Source organism: Streptomyces sp. NPDC057900, assembly GCF_042887885.1.
GTDB lineage: Bacteria > Actinomycetota > Actinomycetes > Streptomycetales > Streptomycetaceae > Streptomyces.
Genome location: NZ_JBHVOI010000004.1, coordinates 433942 through 451420, shown reverse-complemented (window position 1 = coordinate 451420; position 17479 = coordinate 433942). Strand labels below are relative to the sequence as shown.

Sequence of the window (17479 nt, the reverse complement as noted above, 5' to 3'; positions counted from 1 at the left end):
GGCTCAGGCGATCTCGTACCGGAAGTCGGCCGGGGCGGGCCGCTCGTTGCCGATCATCATGATCAGCAGCGGTGCCTCACCGGTCGCTCCGAGTCCGAGCTCCTCGGCGTAACTGAGGTTGTCGAAGCCGAGGGCGACCCCGCAGCCGGTGTGCACGGCGGACGCGGCGGTGTACACGGTCTGGGCGATCGCCCCGACGACGGCGTTGACCAGCCGGTATCCCCGGTCGCCGACAGCGTCGAGCACGGCGTGGGTGCGGACGGTGGGCACCAGGACGGCGGCCGCCTGTTCCAGGTTGTAGTTCGTCAGGAAGTAGTTGCGCTGGAGGAAGTCGCCGGGCCGGCCCGCCTTCACCAGGCGCAGGCTGTGCGCCTCGGCGTCGTACTCGTACGCCCCCGGAGTCAGCGACTCGACATGGCCGACGAACGCGTACAGCTTCGCCAGCCGCTGCCCGCCGTCGTCCCCGCCGATCCGTGAACCGGCCGCGGCGGCTGCCAGGCAGGACGCCAACTGCTCTGCCGTCAGCGGGTGCTGGGCGTCGAAGCGGCCGAAGCTGCTGCGCCGCTCGCGCAGGGCGGTGCGTACGTCGGTGCCGAGCGGCCCGGCGGGCGGCAGCGCCACCTCCGGGCGGGTCCGGTCCACGGGGTGCGCCGCCGCGGGGGCGAGGTCCGAGGGGCCCGGCCGCTCTGCGGCGTGCCCGGCGGTGACCGCCTGCATCCGGCGCAGCGCGTCGAAGGTGAGCACGGTGCGCGAGCGCTCCTGGTCCCGGTGGCGCACGGAGATCCCGGCGGTCGGGGCGGGGGAAGGCTCCGGGCGGGGGGCGGTGGCCGCCCACTTCAGCGGGACGACGGCGAAGAGGCCCTCCTCCTGCGTGTCCACGCCGAGCAGCCGCCCGAGCCGCTCCTCGTCGAACCAGAGCGCGGGCTCGACGGACAGCCCACGGGCGCCCGCCCACATCCGCCAGGTCTGGAGGCACGCGCCGAGGTCCATGGAGACGGCGTGGAAGGAGAAGTTGTTGTACTTGAAGGCGTTCTGCCAGTACTTGATGCCCAGGACCAGGTACTGGTCGGTGTCCGGCCCCGGCGCCCCGTCCCCGAGCGCCGCCCGTACCTCCCGCGACACCTCGCCGGTCAGCAGCCGCTGCATGGCGTGGTGGCGGGTGGAGTAGTAGTGGACACCCGGCGGTACGGGCCCGCTCGCCCCGGACACCCAGTACACGCTGACCGGGTAGAGGCCGCCGCCGGAGGCGGAGCCGCGGGACCAGTTGGCGAGCGGGTAGTGCGGCAGGGCGCTCAGGTCGGTGTTGGCCTGGACGCCGAGCCTGCGGCCGGTCAGCCCGTAGGAGTCGCGGAGCATCCCGGAGAGCGCCGGGAGGTCGAACTCCCCGTCCCTGGGGGCGTCCTGGTCCAGTCCCCGGCCGAGCGAGGCGTCGGCCGGGTAGCCGGACTCGGGCAGCGGCATGCTGTCGACGCCCGGGTAGTGCTTGCCCTTGCGCGGGCCGTCCGCCCAGTTCGGCACGTAGTCCACCGGCTCCATCGGGACCCGGTTTCGCTGGAGGATCGCGTCGGCGTATTCATGGGCGTACCCCATGGCAGGCTCCTTGGTCACGGGTGACGGATCACGGGAAGGGGTGGGGGGCCATGTTGAGTTCGGCGTCGGTGAGCACGCCCGGACGCAGCCCGGCGGCGCCCAGCGCGGTACGCAGCCTCGGCATGCCCAGCGCCCGCTGCCGCGTCCAGCCGAAGTCGATCGGCAGCAGCCCCGGCACGATGACGGAGACCGTGGTCAGGCCCAGTTCACGCTGTTCCGGCATGGTCTGGTCGACGACGACCACGTCGAACCCGGCGGCGGTGACCGCGTCCACGCACCGCGCCAGGTCCTCCCGCAGGTCGTCGGAGACGGCGGGCACGGAGCCGTCCCCGTAGAGCTCGTCGAAGGACCGGGCGCGCGGGCGCGGGGCTCCCGGTTCGCCGATCAGGAAGTGGGCGTGGCCGCCCATCTCGGGGACCCCGTAGGCCAGCGGGTGGTCGTGCAGCGCCTCGACCCGGCCGAAGTCGTCGGCCATGGCGCGCAGCCTGGGCAGCTCGCGCTCGGTGCGGCGGCGGAGGTTCACCGCGTCGGTGGCGATCTCGCAGAGCGCGCCGGACAGCGCCGCCTCCGGGTCGAGTCCGGCGCCCGCGCCGAAGCACATCAGGCCGAGGCCGCCGTCGGGCCGCACCGCGACTCCGGTGACGACGGGGACGGGGAAGGAGATCCGGGTGTCGAAGAAGCGGGCCTCGTAGCCGTACATCTCCAGCCGGTCGACCATCTGCCGGGTGGCCGGGCGGCGGCTGGTGCGCGGATCGATCTCGGGCAGGGCGGCCCGCCCGTACCAGGTCAGCAGGAACGCGTCGCGTTCGATGACCTCCATCAGGCCGAAGTAGACGGCCTCCTCCAGACAGCCGCCGGACGCGCAGCCGTTGGAGCTCTCCTGCACGAAGCGGTTCTCCAGGCCGGGTGCGTGGTAGTACGTGAGGACCTCCGGGACCAGGACCGGCCGGTTGTCGCGCAGCGAGTAGCCGTGCACCCAGGGGATCTCGCGGTCCGGGGAGAACGGCGGGACGTGCGGGTTGGCGCGGTGGAAGGCGTCGGAGTACAGCCCGCAGACGCGCGGGTCGAGGGCCCGCTCGCCCCGGCCGCGCAGCGCGTCCAGCGAACCCCGGAGCTGGGCGCGCTTGGCCCGCGAGCGCATGCCCGCGTACCGCTCCAGGCCTTCGAGCACCCCGATCCGCATGCTCTCGGCGAAGGTGTCGGCGTGACCGCCCCAGTACGTCTCGCGGAGGTACTCGCCCGAGCGCATGGAGAAGCAGCCGATGGTGGCGGAGGTCGACGTCGAGGAGACGTCCTGCACGACGGACGGGCCGAGCGAGCCGCAGACGGGGTTGGCATACGGCTCGACGGGCAGTTCGTACGTCCCGATGTCCCGGACCCGGAAGGTGCCGGGCCTCGCCTTGGGGGCGGGCCGCAGGGTGAGCACGGCGGCCGCCGCGGTGTCCGGTTCTACGTGTCCGCAGCGCGGGCACTCCGGATCGGGCACGAGCGGGTAGTGCCGGACCGTCAGGGTCTCCAGGTCCACCAGGTGCACGGCGGCGAAGGCACCGGTGTCCGGCCCGTGCCCGGCGGTCACGGCGGCGACGAGCCCGGCGAGGGCGTCGGCGGTGAACGGGGTGACGTAGGGGGATTCCCCGGCCGCCCTGGTACCGGAGCCGAGCTCCAGGGCCTCGCGCAGCGCGACGGACCGGACGGCCTGCCAGCGCCGCTCCAGGCAGTGCGCGCAGGGCCGCGGGCCGCTCCCGCGCGCGGCGGTGAAGGGGCCGACGACGGCGTGCCTGCCGTAGAGGCGGACGGGCACGGGCGTGGTGGTACCGGGGGCGGGCGCGGGTCCGGCCGGGGCAGGCGCGAACGCGTCGCTCACGCCCAGCGGCGCCACGTCCAGCGGCGGCGGGGTGCCGTGCCGGCCCAGCGCCTCGCGCAGGAGGACGGCGAGCAGGCGCGCGGACTCCCGCACCGGGCCCGCGACGCGCACGGGTGCTTCGACGGGCGTCTCAACGGGCATCGGGGGCACCCGCACCGTCCACCGTGAGCAGCACCCTGGCCGTGGCGATGCCCGCCGCCGCCAGGTCCGCCGGGGTGGTGTCCACGTACAGCGCGTCGCGTCCGGCGCGCCGCAGCCGCTCCAGCACCGCGTCGAACGTGGTCTCCGGGCCGCCCGCCGTGACCGGGGCGCCGGTCACCGCGACGGCCGCGGCGGCGAGGTCGCGGACGAGCGGGTCGCCCAGGTCCACGACGCCGCCCGGCTCCTCCGCGGCCAGCTGCGCCTGCCCCAGGAGATCCCGCAGCGCCGCGCAGACCGCCGCCCGCCGGGTGAGGCCCGCCCCGAGCGCCCAACGCCCGTGCCCCGAGGGCGCGTCGGCCTCCCGGGCCAGCACCGCGTGGGCCGAGGTGCGCTCCGCCTCACCGAGATCGAGCAGCTCCACCGCGAGGTCCAGGTTGGCCGCGGACTTCAGCAGGAACACCAGCTCCGGATCGTCCCCGCCGGCGGCGACCGGGCTGACGACGGTGGTGCCCCGGACCGCCCGCAGCAGCGCGTCGTGTGCCAGGGCCGACATCAGGCCGGTGCCCGCGGCCTCCCCCGCACCGGGGCCCGCGCCCGATCCGGCGGAGGTCGCGAGGTGCACCCGCTGGTGGTTGCCCGGACCGAAGGTGCGCACCGCCTCCGCGGGCACCCGCACGGGCTCCTTGGTGAGCAGCGAGGTCGCGAGGGTCCAGGCGGCCGGGGCCGCGCCGCTGCCGCCGGAGGTGGTGAACGCCTCCGCACCCAGCACCCGGTCCGCCCCCGCCGCAGCCGCTCCCGCAGCCGTCGCGGCCGGCGGCGGGACGACGTGCTCGACGTACGCCGCCGCCGCGGCGTACAGCGCCCGCATCCGCGCACCGGCCAGATGGTGCACGTCGAAGGCGGCGACCAGCCGCCGCACCCCCGCGCCGAGCGCCACCTCGACCCGGCTGACCTTCAGCGGGGTCTGGGTCAGCGCCTCGTCGTCGTACCGGCTGAAGACGCCGGTGTACGGGCGGACCAGCGCGGTGCTGATCCGGTTCAGCTCCTCGACCATCGCCTCCGCGTCCCGGGCCGTCTCCACCGTCGCGGTGACCGGCAGCGCCAGTCCTTCCGGCGGCGCGGCGGGCGGCTGCCCGTCGTCGGGCGCGGCGCAGCGGACGCAGCGCGGGTGGGGCCGCACGGGTTCGGCCCGCACGTCGAGCGAGGCCAGGTCCTGGATCAGTACCTGTCCGTCGGTCTCCGCGGGCAGCGCTCCGGTGGTGAGGCGGAAGATCTCGTAGCCGATGAGGTTGCCCACCATCGCGGCGACCGGCCCGGACACGCTGGCGCCGGACCCCGGGGTGGCGCCCGCGGCCTCGCCCCACAGCGCGGCGGCCTCCGCGGCGGACACGTTGCCGCCCAGCCGCAGCACCGCGCAGGACCAGCAGCCGGTGGAGGCGGCGGTGGCGAGCGGGCCGACCACGACCCGCTCGCCGAACATCCAGGCGGGTATCAGGGTGCGGCCCTCGGGTATCCCGGCGGCCAGCAGCCGGTGGGTGCGCGCCCCCGCCCCGGTGCCGCTCACCACGACGACGTCGTACCCGTCGAGCGCGTCCCAGTCAGCGTCCGCGCCGAGGCGGTCGGCCCGCGCACCGGCCCGCGCCGCCTCCGCCATGACCTCCTCGGACTCCGTCACCGTGCCGATCCGCGCGCAGCCGTTGCGCAGCAGGCTCAGCGCGCACCAGCGGGCGGTCTCGTCGTCGCCGAGCACGGCGACCCGGGTGGCGCGGAAGCGGGCGAAGCGTTCGGCCGCGCCGTCGGCGTAGTGGTCGACGTACGCGATCTGCGCCGCGAACCGTTCGGCGGCGGCCGCGTCCAGTACCGGTTCCGCCTCGCTCGGCGGCTCGGGCACGTCACGGGCGAAGCCGCGCCCGTACAACGCCTTGACCAGTTCGGCGGCCATCGCGCGCTGGGCGGTCCCGAACCCGGCGCAGAGGTCCGCGAGCCGGTGGTGGCCGGTCAGGTGCGGGACGACGAGGGAGGCGAAGCGGTAGGCGGTCCGGCCGGTCAGGTGGAAGCCGCCGTCGGCGTTGTGGAAGAGCACCCCGCCGGGGGTCTCGGTGAACAGCACGTCCCGCCGGATGCGCGGCCGGGTCGCGGCGAGCGCGTCGAACGTACCGGTCACGGCCGGGTCGGCAACGGCGCTCTCAGGTGCGGCAATCGGGGTGTTCGCGGCCATGGGGTCACACCTTCTCTGTGCGGCGGATGTGTTCCGGGGCGGTTCTGCGTACGTAGCTGCGGAGCAGTTCGTGGACCCGGTACGGGCCCGGCGGGCCGTCCTCCAGCAGTCCGGCGTCGGCCAGCTGCTCCAGGACCGCTTCGGTCACGGCCGGGCTGTCGTCGGGGCCGAAGGTGTCCCCCGGTGCCGCCGCGACCAGCTGGAACGCCTCGGACAGCCGGGGTTCCAGCCGGTTCAGCGCACCGTCGAGCAGGGCCCGTACGGAGATGTCGGGCGAGTCCGTCAGGGTGAGCCGGGCCAGCGGGTCCTCGCCCAGCCAGCCGACGGCGTCGGCGAGCCGCAGCCCCGGCCGGGTCAGCAGCCGGGCCGTCAGGATCCGCAGCGCGAAGGGGAAGTGCCCGCACAGCCGGGCGAGGCGGTGTGCCGCGTCCGGCTCCCCCTCGACCCGCTCGGCCCCGAGCACCGACAGCAGCAGGGCGTACGACTCCGCCTCGGTGAAGGCGGTGAGCCGGTGCACCCAGCCCCCGTGGGTGGCGATGAGACCGGCGAGCCCCATCCGGCTGGTGGTGATCACGGCCCCCCGCGCACCGGCGACCGGGGGCAGCAGCGGGCGCACCTGACCGGCGTCCACCACATCGTCCAGGACCAGCAGGACGCGGCCGCCGTCCGGCCCGGCCCGCAGGGCGTGGGACACCTCCGCCGCGATCTCCTCCGAGCGGCGCGCCCCGCCGTCCGGACGGGTCATCGGCACCAGCCACCGGCCGCCCGGGAAGGCGTCCCGCACGAGGTGGGCGACGTGGTGCGCGAGGGCCGACTTGCCGATGCCGGGCGGCCCGGAGACCAGGAGGGTCAGCGGGTGCGGGGCCTCTTCGCCGGGTTCGGCGGGGGCGGTGAGCCGGGCCGCCATGGCGGCGGTCTCGGCTTCCCGGCCGGTGAAGTTGGGCACCACGGGCACCGGACGGGCGGCGGGGCACGCGGGTGTTCCGGCCTCTGCGGTGGCCACCGGGGCGGCGGCCGGGAGCGCGGCCGGGCCGTGCCCGGTGCCGAGGTCCTCCCCCCGCAGGATCGCCAGCTCCAGCTGCTGGAGGGCGGGCGAGGGGTCGACTCCCAGCTCGTCCAGCAGGAACTCCTTGACCCTCCGGTACTCGGCAAGGGCCTGTGTCTGGCGGCCCGTCCGGTACAGCGCCTCGATCAACTGCTCGCGGAGCCGCTCGTTGTCCGGGTACGCCCGGGTGGCCGACCAGAGTTCGACCAGCGCCTCCCCGCACCGCCCGAGCCGCAGCAGCAGGTCGCAGACCCGCTCCACGCTGCGCAGCCGCTCCTCCGCGAGGCGGGGGACCTCGTCCCGGTGCAGCAGGTCGGAGCGCACATTGGTCAGCAGCGAGCCCTGCCAGAGCGACAGCGCGTCCTTCAGCGTGCTGAGTTCCGCGTCCGGATCGTCCGAGAGGGCCACCGCCCGGCGGATCTGGTCACGGAAGCCGAGCAGGTCCAGGGTGTCCGGGGCGGCGGTGATCCGGTAGCCGCCGGGCACGGCCTCGATCACCGTGCCGGTCACCCCGTGCCGGGTGAAGAGCCGGCGCAGCCGCAGTACGCAGGTCTGGAGGGCGGCCTTGGCGGTGACGGGCTGCTCCTCGCCCCACACGGCCCGCTGGAGGTATTCGGCGGAGACCACGGTGTTGGCGTGCAGCAGCAGCGCGGCCAGCAGGACGGTCGGCTTCGACGGCTGGAGCACCACGGCCTCGTTACCGTCCGCCAGGGTCAGCGGCCCGAGCAGCTGGAACCGCATCACGGCCGCCACACGGCCGCGGGGTGTGCGACACCGTCCGGCTGCCGCGAACGCGAGGACCTGGACACGATTCCCTCCGGCGGTTGCGTGACGCCGGGGGTTCCCGGCAGCACGACGATGCCAGCGGGCGGCGGGCAGGAGTCGGTGCGGCCGTGTCAGCTTGCTGCACGGCCGCGGCAGCTTCGTGCAGCCCCCTCCGGGTTTCCGCGGGAACGAATCCGGCCCCGGGGCGTCTGGAGGGACGTCCCGGGGCCGGAGGTTCTCAGTCTACGGTGAGCGCTGTCTCACCCGTCCGTGGCGATGGCGTTCAGGACGTTCATCCGACCGGCCCGGAACGCGGGGACCAGGGCGGCGAACAGTCCGACGAAGGCCGAGGCGACGAACACCGTGATGATGGTCGGCCAGGGGATCTCCAGGACGCCGAGGCCCTCCAGGGCCAGCAGCTTCTGGGCCGAGGTGCCCCAGCCCATCCCGAGGCCGAGGCCGAGCAGGGCGCCGAACAGGGCGATGACCACGGACTCCAGCCTGATCATGCGGCGCAGCTGGCGGCGGGAGAGGCCGATGGCGCGCATCAGGCCGATCTCGCGGGTCCGCTCGACGACCGAGAGGGCCAGGGTGTTCACGACCCCGAGGACCGCGACGATGATCGCCAGGGCGAGCAGGCCGTACACGATGTTCAGGAGCTGGCCGATCTGGTCCTTCAGGTCCTGCTTGAAGTCGGCCTGGTTCTGCACCTTGTACTGCGGGTACTCGGCGAGCGAGCTCTTGAGCGCGGCGTAGGCCTCCTTCTCCTTGCCGTCCTGCGCCTTGGCGAACATGATCACGTTCTTGGGCATCTTGTCCGCGGGGACGTACTTCTCGGCGGTCGAGGTGTTCATGTACATCGCGCCCTGGTCCACGCTCGTGTCGTCCGAGGTGATCGCGGCGACCTTGAGCTTCGCCGGGGTGCCCGCCTTGAACGCGACGGTGATCGTGTCACCGACCTTGATCCCGTGCGCGGTGGCGTAGTCCTCGCCGACCGACATCGCGTTCCTGCCGTAGGCCGCGGGCAGATCACCGGCGACGGTCTCGCGCCGCAGGTCCTGCGGGTACGTCGGGTCGGCGGCGGTGACGTGCTCGTCCGCCGTCGAGCCGTCGGGGTTGGTGAGCTTCGCGCCGAGGGACTTGTAGTTCGTGACGTGCTCGATGCCGGGTGCGGTCGTCAGCGCCTTCGCGGCCTGCGGGACGATCAGCTGGCCGGTGGACGATTGCACGATGAAGTCGGCGCCCACCGACTTGTCCAGCTCGTCGGTGGCGGAGGCGACCATGGAGGAGCCGACCACCGAGAGGCACGCCACCAGCGCCAGGCCGATCATCAGGGCCGCCCCGGTGGCTCCGGTGCGGCGCGGGTTGCGCAGTGCGTTGCGCTCCGCCAGCCGGCCGACCGGTCCGAAGAACCGGAGGACGACGACGCTGAGCGCCCGTACGACGACGCCGGCGAGCAGCGGGCCGATCACGATGAAGCCGATGAGGGTGAGGACCACGCCCAGGCCGAGGAAGGCCGAGCCGTCGCTCGACTTGTCCGCCTGGGTGGTCGCCCACAGGGCCGCCGCACCCGCGCCGGTCAGGACCAGGCCGATACCGGCCCTGATCCAGCCGGACTTGGCGTCCGCCGGGGTGCCGGCGTCGCGCAGGGCGGCCATCGGGGAGACCTTGCCGGCCCGGCGGGCCGGGATGTAGGCGGCGAGGACGGTCACGATGATGCCGAGCGCGAGCCCGGTCACCGGGGTCGTCCAGGCGATGGTGAGGTCCTGGGTGGACAGCTCCATGCCGACCGCGCCCATGACCTTCATCAGGCCGACGGCGAGGCCGACCCCGGCGGCGACGCCGAGGATCGATCCGACGACGCCGAGGAGCACCGCCTCCAGGAGGACGGACCGGTTGACCTGCTTGCGGCTGGAGCCGATGGCCCGCATCAGGCCGATCTCGCGGGTGCGCTGGGCGACCAGCATCGAGAAGGTGTTGACGATCAGGAAGATGCCGACGAGGAAGGCGATCCCGGCGAAGCCGAGCATCGCGTACTTCATGACGTCGAGGAAGGAGCCCATGGAGTCCTTGTTGGCGTCCGCCGCCTCCTGCTGGGTCTGGAGCTTGTACGCGGCGGAGCCGTCCAGGGCGGTGGCGACGTTCTTCTTCAACTGGGCGTCGCTGACACCCGGTTCGGCGGTGACGGAGATCTGGGTGAAGGCGTCGGCGCTGCCGAGGAGCTTCTGCTGGGCGGTGGCGGTGTCGAGGTAGACGATGGCCGCGCCCGGGTTGGTGACCTTGAAGGTGGCGATGCCGCTGATCTTCGCGCGGACGTCTCCGGTGACGGCGATGGTGCGCAGTTCGTCACCGATCTTCAGGTGGTGCTTGTCCGCGGTGTCGGCGTCGACCATGATCTCGGTCGGACCGCGCGGGGCGTGGCCGGAGGTGATCTCCATGGAACGCAGGTCGTTGCGCGTCCAGTTGCCGGCGAGCGTGGGGGCTCCGGTGTCGGAGCCCATGTTCTTGTTGTGGCTGTCGACGACGGTGACCGCGGAGCTGGAGACGGCGCCCTCGGCCGTCTTCACCCCGTCGGCCTTCTCGACCCGTGCGACGACGGAGGCGGGCAGCGACTCGGGCTTGCCGTTCTCGGGGGTGTCGTCGGCCTTGGCCTTCTTCGGGCTGACGGTGACGTCGGCGGAGGTGGCGGCGAAGAGCTTGTCGAACGTGGTGTTCATCGTGTCGGTGAAGACGAGCGTGCCGCACACGAACGCCACCGACAGCAGGACTGCGACGGCGGAGAGCGCCATCCGGCCCTTGTGCGCGAAGAAGTTGCGCATCGAGGTCTTCCAGACGGTCATGACGTCCGCCCGCGCGCGTCGAAGTCCTTCATCCGGTCCAGCACCTGGTCCGCGGTCGGGTTGAGCATCTCGTCGACGATGCGCCCGTCCGCGAGGTACAGCACCCGGTCCGCGTAGGAGGCGGCGACCGGGTCGTGGGTGACCATGACGATGGTCTGGCCCAGCTCGTCCACGGACTTGCGCAGGAAGTCGAGCACCTCGGCGCCGGCCCGCGAGTCCAGGTTCCCGGTCGGCTCGTCACCGAAGATGATCTCCGGCTGGGCGGCGAGCGCCCGCGCCACGGCGACCCGCTGCTGCTGGCCGCCGGACAGCTCGGTCGGCCGGTGCTTCAGCCGCTCGGAGAGGCCCACGGTCTGCACGACCTGCCGCAGCCAGGCGGCGTCCGGCTTCCGGCCGGCGATGTCCATCGGCAGCGTGATGTTCTCCAGCGCGTTCAGCGTCGGCAGGAGGTTGAACGCCTGGAAGATGAACCCGATCCGGTCACGGCGGAGCTGGGTCAGCTTCTTGTCCTTGAGGCCGGTGATCTCGGTCTCGGCGAGGTGGATCTGCCCGGATGTCACGGTGTCGAGTCCGGCCAGGCAGTGCATCAGCGTCGACTTGCCGGAACCGGACGGGCCCATGATCGCGGTGAACTGGCCCCGTGCGATGTCCACATCGACGTGGTCGAGGGCGACGACCCGGGTCTCCCCGGCCCCGTACGCCTTGACGACCTGCCGCGCCCGCGCAGCAACAGCCGTACGCCCTCCAGTGCCCTCGTGCCTGGGAATGGTTACAGCCGTTGTCACGGTTTATCTCCTATGTCGGTCAGCGCCGGGCAGTCGCCGTCTACGCCGAGTGTTCGCCGTCTGCTCTGAAGTCTGTCGGCCCGAGGGGGTCCGGCGCGCTGGTGCCCAGCGCAGTCTTCGGGTGGGGTTTTCCCCACCCCGCCCCCTGCGGTCCGCCGCAATCGCGGTGTGTGGAACACGCTACGGAGAGGACGGCACCGGCCACGTCCTCCGCCGGGAGGAACGGTCCCTGGGCAGAAGTAGGGAGCCACCCCTAGGGGTCTCGGCCCCTGGGTGGAGGGGCGTATCAGGGGCCGGTCCATGCGGCACGCGGCAGTCGGCACAACGAGGAGCGGGCCGGCTCCGGGAGACCTGTGGGGCTCCCGGAGCCGGCCCGGGAGCCGGACGGTCCGTTCGTACGCGGTGGCGCGGGGCGGTGATCAGCCCCTGGCCGGCGCCACCTCGGGCGAGGCGGTCGCGTCGGTCTTCTCACCGGTGGCAGAGCCGCGGACGGCCGGGATGAACGTCGAGATCACCGCCGCGATGACGGCGACGGCGCAGCCGAACATCAGGCCGGTACGGAACCCGGCCTCCGAGGTGAGGCTGAAGCCGCCCGTCTCCGTCGTCATCTGCGAGAGGACGGCGCCGATCACGGCGGCGCCGATCGAGGTGCCGAGCGCGCGCATGAGGGTGTTGAACCCGTTGGCGGCGGCGGTCTCGGACGCCGGGACCGCGCTCATGATCAGGGCGGGCATCGCACCGTAGGCGAGGCCGACACCGCTGCTGCTGACCATCAGGAACAGCATCAGGCCCCAGGCGGAGCCCATCAGGAGGATGCCGAGACCGTAGGCCGCCGCGATCACCAACACCCCGCTGATCAGCGTGAACTTCGGCCCGCGGGCGTCGGTGAGCTTCCCGCCCAGCGGGGAGACGATCATCATCATGATGCCGCCGGGAGCCATCCACAGACCCGCCGCGAGCATCGACTGGCCGAGGCCGTAACCGGTCGCCTCGGGGAACTGCAGCAGCTGCGGCGCGATCAGCATGCCCGCGTACATGCCGAAGCCGACGAAGAGCGAGGCGATGTTGGTGATGAGCACCCGGGGACGGGCCGTGGTGCGCAGGTCGACCAGCGGGTCCCTGGTGCGCAGCTCCCAGAAGCCCCAGGCCAGCAGCACCACGACGGCGGCGACGAACAGACCGATGGTCGTCGTGGAGCCCCAGCCCCACTCGGCGCCCTTGGAGACGGCGAGGAGCAGGCAGACCAGGCCGACGGCGAGGCCGAGGGCGCCGGGCACGTCGAACCGCTGCCCCTTGGCACCGGCCGGCACGTCCGGGATCAGGAACCAGATCAGCGCGAAGATGGCGAGGGCCAGCGCCGCGGAGCCCCAGAACAGTGCCCGCCAGCTGGCGTACTGGGCGACCGCGGAGGCGATCGGCAGGCCAAGGGCGCCGCCGATGCCCAGGGAGGCGCTCACCAGGGCGATGGAGGAGCTCAGCTTCTCCTTCGGCACCACGTCACGCAGCAGGGCGATGCCGAGCGGCACCATGCCCATGCCCATGCCCTGCAGACCGCGTCCGACGATCATCGGGACGACGGAGGAGGCGAGGGCGCACACCACGGAACCGACGAACAGCGGCACCGAACACACCAGCAGCATCCGGCGCTTGCCCAGCAGGTCGCCCAGCCGCCCGGAGACGGGCACGCACACCGCCGAGACCAGCAGGGTGACGGTGATCACCCAAGTGGCGTTGGACGAGGACGTGTTGAGGAGCTTCGGCAGCTCCGCGATGAGCGGTGTGACCAGGGTCTGCATGACCGCCGCCACGGTTCCGGCGAACGCGAGCGTCGCGACCACACCGCCCGTTCTGGCTGTCGGCTGGGGGGCATCCATGAGGAGGAACTCCTAAAAGGGTCGTCGTCCGGTCCGCCGGGACGTCCGCCGGACAGATCGCTGGGCAGGTCGCTGGGCAGGTCGCCGGACAGCCCGCTGGGCAGTTCGCCGGGCAGCCCGCCCGATACAGCGATGTGCATCGTACACGTCTAATGTGTCATACACACTACGTGGCAGATGCATGCCTCGTGAGAACATGATCCGGAGCCCACCGGCACGGCACAGCAGAGCAGGAGGCCGCAGAGATATGGCCAGGCCAACGGACCAAGTGGAGTACGAGCAGATGCTGCTCGGGCGGCACGACCTCGCCCACCAGCGGGGCGGACGGCACAAATACGCCCTGATGGACCGCAGCGCCTACATCCTGCTGAGCCGCATCCGGATCCAGGGCCCCATGTCCAACGGCGAACTGAGCGAGGCGTTCGGCCTCGACGCCTCCACCCTCAACCGCCAGACCGCGGCGGCCACCCGTGCCGGACTGGCCGAACGCATCGCGGACCCGGACGGCGGCATGGCCCGCAAATTCCGCATCACGGAGAAGGGCGCCGACCTCCTCGACCAGGAGCGCGAACGCGTCGTACGCGCCCTGGACCAGGTCATGCACGACTGGCCGGACGACGACATCGCCGCGTTCGCCGGCTACCTCAAACGCTTCAACAGCGGCATCGAGCAGCTCTCCAAGCAGCCCTGGCCGCGCCCCTGACCCCGGGCTGCCCCCGCCCGGCCCGTCAGTCCCCCGCCGGAGTCACCCGCCCGGTGAGCGCCGCCAGCGAGTTACGCACATGCGCCATGTGCGCCTGCACGTCCTCGCGCCCCTCCTCGTGCTCCCGCAGCACCCGCTCCGTCTCCCGCACCACCCGCTCCTCGCGCACCCGGGCGGCCGCGATCAGCTCCGCACCCCGCGCCTCCGCGTCCTCCTGCCCGTGCCGCGCGGCCTCCTCCGCCTCGGCCAGCGCCCGGCGCGCCTCGGCGAGCAACGCGTCCGCCCGGCCGGTCAGCTCCGTGTGCTCCGCCGACTGCGCCGCCTCCGCGTCCGCGATCTCCTGCCCGGCCGCCTTCCACCGCTCGGCGTGCTCCTGCTCCTGGTGCGCCAGCACACTCGCCGTCCGGCCGCGGGTCGCCTCCATCGCGGCGTCGGCCTCCTCGCGCACCGCCGTCGCCTCCAGCCGGGCCGCCGCCAGCGCCTCACCGGCCGCGCCCTCCGCCTCTGCCACCAGCCGCTCCGCGTGGTCCGTCGCGGCCGACCGCATCGCCTCGGCGTCCGCACGGGCCGACTCGCGCACCGCCCGCGCCGCCTCGTCCGCCGCGTCCCGCACGGACTGCGACTCCTCCTGCGCGGCCCCCCGCAACGCCTCCGCCTCGCCCTCGGCCAGCGCCAGGATCTGCTGCGCCCGCTCCCCCAGCGACGCGTAGTCCTGCGGTGCCAGCGCGGCGACGGCCTCGTCCAGCCGGGCGGACTCCGCGATCAGCGTCTCCGCCAGCGCCGTCAGCCGCGCCACCCGCTCCTGAGCCTCGTCCCGCTCGGCGGACAGCCCCGCCACCATGCGGTCCACCTGCTCCGGACGGTAGCCACGTCCGCGCACGCCGACGAAGCCGTGCGCGGACACCGGTGCAGAACTCATCCTTGACGCCTCTTTCCGACTCTCCGGGCCCGACCATCGAGCAATACGTCAAGGATGCGGCAATTGGCTGAGAAGTCGGAATCCTTTCGATGCTTTCCGGACGGAAGCGACCGGCGTCACAGACGGCAAAAGCGTGGTGCCCCGCTCCCAGCAGGAGTTCTGCCGGGAGCGGGGCACCACGCCCGCTGACGTGCTACGGATGTTCGACGATCAGATCAAGCCGTCCCACATCTGCTCCAGCAGCACCGACCACCAGCTCTCCGGCGACGCCAGCGCCGCCGGGTCCAGGGCGACCAGCTGCGCCTGGAAGTCGACCGTCCAACGGCCGGCCTGCTCCGGATTGAGCCCGTACCGCAGCCGCCACATCCGGCCCAGCAGGGCCAGAGACCGGGTGAACTCCGGCAGCCCGGTGTTCACGAACTGCGGCGCCACCGACTGCCCGCCGGGCCCCGCCTCCACCGGCACGGCCACGATGTTCGCCGTCCCGTACTGCACACAGATCGCCCGGCCGAAGTCCGAACCCATCACGAGGTACGAACCCGCGTCGGGCGCCGGCTGCACCTGGCGCTGCGCGGCCAGCTCGGCCAGCGTCGGCACCACCGGCTGACCCGGCTGCGCCCAGAAGAACGGCCCGAAGTCGGCGGGCAGCCCGGCCCAGACCAGCGTCCGCGCCACGATCTCCGGCACCCCCTGACGGGACACCGCACGCTGGTCGAAGCGGAGCACGCCCTGCGGACCGAACGTCTGCAGCAGCTCCTCCGCGATGGCCTCCGGCGGCACCGGCATCGCGGGCGGCAGCTGCGGCAACGGCGCCCGCACCGGCGCCGGACGCGCGGGACCGTCCGCCACCTGGTGCAGCTCGCCCTGATGGGTGAGCAGATGCTGCATGCCCTGCTGCCGGCTCGCGTGATCGGTGCCGTACGGAGCGACGCTGGTGATCCGCACCTGCGGCCAGGTCTCCCGGATCATCCGGGCACAGTAACCGCCCGGCAGCTCGCAGGACTCCAGCTCCGTGTGCAGCTCGATGACCTGCTGCGGCGGTACGTTCATGGCCCGCAGCTCGTGCAGCATCTGCCACTCGGGGTGCGGGGTGCCCGGCGCGGAACGCCGGATCAGCTGCTGCTCACTGCCGTCGGGGCCCCGGTAGCGCAGCACGGCCTGGTAGCCGGGGCCGACGGTCGGCTGTCCGGGGGGCGCCTGCGGATAGCCGTACGCCGCCGGCGGCGGGGTGTGACCGGGCGGCGGCAGCTGTCCGGGGACACCTCCCATCGACCCACCGGGCGGACCCATCTGCGCCGGACCCGCGAGCATCGTCGCCGCATGGTGCACACCGGCACCGGGCGGCGGCGTCGCGCCAGGAGGACCGGGCGGACCAGGAGGAGCGGCAGGACCGGGCTGACCCGGCTGCCCCGGCGGACCGGGAGGAGCGGGCGGACCGGGCGGACCGGGCGGACCGGGCGGCTGCGGCGCACCCGGGGCACCGGGCCGGCCGGGGGGACCGGGCGGACCGGGCGGCTGCGGCGCTCCGGGCGGACCCACCTGGGCGGGGGTCGCGAACATCGTGGCCGCCTGATGCACGTCGCTGCCGGGCGGCGGCGTCGCACCGGGCGGACCGGGCGGGCCGGGAGGCTGCGGAGCACCGGGCGGGCCGGGAGGCTGCGGAGCACCGGGCGGGCCCAGCTGCGGGGCGAGCTGCGTCGGCATGTACCCGCCCGCCGGGGCACCGGGCGCACCCGGTCCGGAGGGCGGCGGCACCGGCGCACCCGGCAGCGCGCCCGGAATACCGGGGGCGCCGGGCGGCGGCGGAGTCGTCGAGCCCCCACCACGCGCACCCCGCGGCGAAACGGCCGCCTTGCTGGTGGCCTCCTGCGAGATGTCCGCGGCGCCGGGAACACCGGGGGCGCTGGGAACACCGGGAGCAGCACCGGGGCCTTGGGGTCCGGGGTTCGGCGAGTCGAGCCCGGGCACGAGCTCCGTCCGGGGCAACTGGCTGCCCCCGGACATCAGGGCTGTCGGCGCCTCGGCCGATACCACCCTGGGCGGCTCCTCCTCGTCGTCCGCACCCGAGAGCGGCGGGGCGAACACCGTGGCCGGCAGCCCCACCTCCCCCTCGTCGGAGCCCGCGTTGGTATCGGTCCCCGCCCACGGCGTGGCCCCCACCGGGGGCTGCGGCGAGGACGCCTGAACACCCTCGTAGGCGGTGGGCTCGTAAGCACCCCGCCCGTCCGACGGAGAAGAGGGAGAGGGAATCGGCGCGGGCGCGGCAGGAACAGCGGGCGGGGCAGGCGCGGCGGGCGCAGCCGGGGGCGGGGCCTGCGGCGGGACCTGGCCCCCCGCGCCCTCCGCCCGCCGGTCCGGGATGCCGAGCTTGTCCGCCGCCTCCTGGAGCCACTCAGGCGGGCTCAACAGGAACGACGTCTGGTTCAGGTCGATGCGCTGCGGCGGCTCCGGAGCGGCCTGCGCCACCTCCGCGGCGCCGTACTCCTCCTCGTACCGCCGGATCACCTCACCGACCGGCAGGCCGGGCCACAACGTGGCCTCGCCGCTGTCCCTGGCGATCACCAGCCGCTGCCGGCCGCCGTCCGAGACCGGACCGTTCGCCCGGTCCTCTGCCCACACCACGAATCCCAGCTCGAACTCCCGCACCCGCACCTCGCGGTGCTGATACGCGGGAACGTCGCCGTTGACCCACTCGTCCGCGCGCTCCTGCGCCTGTGCGAAGGTCACCATCGCGC

Annotated in this window: 10 protein-coding genes; 1 reads left to right on the top strand and 9 read right to left on the bottom strand. The window is 73.5% G+C overall.

Annotation, left to right across the window (positions count from 1 at the left end; translation table 11 throughout):
• Positions 1-3 precede the first annotated feature (3 nt).
• The 7 genes from ACFVQ0_RS19515 to ACFVQ0_RS19485 all read right to left on the bottom strand — a co-directional run bounded on the left by ACFVQ0_RS19515 (position 4) and on the right by ACFVQ0_RS19485 (position 13122).
• A complete protein-coding gene (locus ACFVQ0_RS19515) occupies positions 4-1590 on the bottom strand; it encodes a nitroreductase family protein (RefSeq protein ID WP_390089574.1) in 1587 nt (528 codons plus the stop codon).
• A 28-nt stretch (positions 1591-1618) separates the two neighbouring features.
• Entirely contained in the window at positions 1619-3595 is a 1977-nt protein-coding gene (locus tag ACFVQ0_RS19510) for a TOMM precursor leader peptide-binding protein (RefSeq protein ID WP_390089572.1), read from the bottom strand.
• A complete protein-coding gene (locus ACFVQ0_RS19505) occupies positions 3585-5813 on the bottom strand; it encodes a TOMM precursor leader peptide-binding protein (RefSeq protein WP_390089570.1) in 2229 nt (742 codons plus the stop codon). The genes ACFVQ0_RS19510 and ACFVQ0_RS19505 overlap by 11 nt, the downstream gene beginning before the upstream one ends.
• A gap of 4 nt (positions 5814-5817) precedes the next feature.
• Positions 5818-7599, bottom strand: coding sequence for a BTAD domain-containing putative transcriptional regulator (locus tag ACFVQ0_RS19500; protein ID WP_390089568.1), 1782 nt, complete (start codon positions 7597-7599; stop codon positions 5818-5820).
• A gap of 284 nt (positions 7600-7883) precedes the next feature.
• Positions 7884-10463, bottom strand: coding sequence for an ABC transporter permease (locus ACFVQ0_RS19495; protein WP_390089566.1), 2580 nt, complete (start codon positions 10461-10463; stop codon positions 7884-7886).
• Complete coding sequence (locus tag ACFVQ0_RS19490) at positions 10460-11248, bottom strand: ABC transporter ATP-binding protein (protein ID WP_390089564.1); 789 nt, start codon at positions 11246-11248, stop codon at positions 10460-10462. Before ACFVQ0_RS19490 ends, ACFVQ0_RS19495 begins: the two co-directional genes overlap by 4 nt.
• 419 nt (positions 11249-11667) lie before the next feature.
• Entirely contained in the window at positions 11668-13122 is a 1455-nt protein-coding gene (locus ACFVQ0_RS19485) for an MFS transporter (protein ID WP_390089562.1), read from the bottom strand.
• 247 nt (positions 13123-13369) lie between these two features.
• Here ACFVQ0_RS19485 and ACFVQ0_RS19480 point away from each other — a divergent pair, with 247 nt between their 5' ends.
• Positions 13370-13825 (top strand): MarR family winged helix-turn-helix transcriptional regulator, encoded by a 456-nt coding sequence (locus tag ACFVQ0_RS19480; protein ID WP_390089560.1) that lies wholly within the window; start codon positions 13370-13372, stop codon positions 13823-13825.
• A 25-nt stretch (positions 13826-13850) separates the two neighbouring features.
• Here ACFVQ0_RS19480 and ACFVQ0_RS19475 read toward each other — a convergent pair whose 3' ends face one another.
• Together ACFVQ0_RS19475 and ACFVQ0_RS19470 are read right to left on the bottom strand one after the other, a co-directional pair.
• Positions 13851-14744: a cellulose-binding protein gene (locus ACFVQ0_RS19475; RefSeq protein WP_390089558.1), complete on the bottom strand. Its 894-nt coding sequence runs from the start codon at positions 14742-14744 to the stop codon at positions 13851-13853.
• Positions 14745-14954: 210 nt separating this feature from the next.
• Entirely contained in the window at positions 14955-17474 is a 2520-nt protein-coding gene (locus ACFVQ0_RS19470) for an SUKH-4 family immunity protein (RefSeq protein ID WP_390089556.1), read from the bottom strand.
• Positions 17475-17479: the final 5 nt, after the last annotated feature.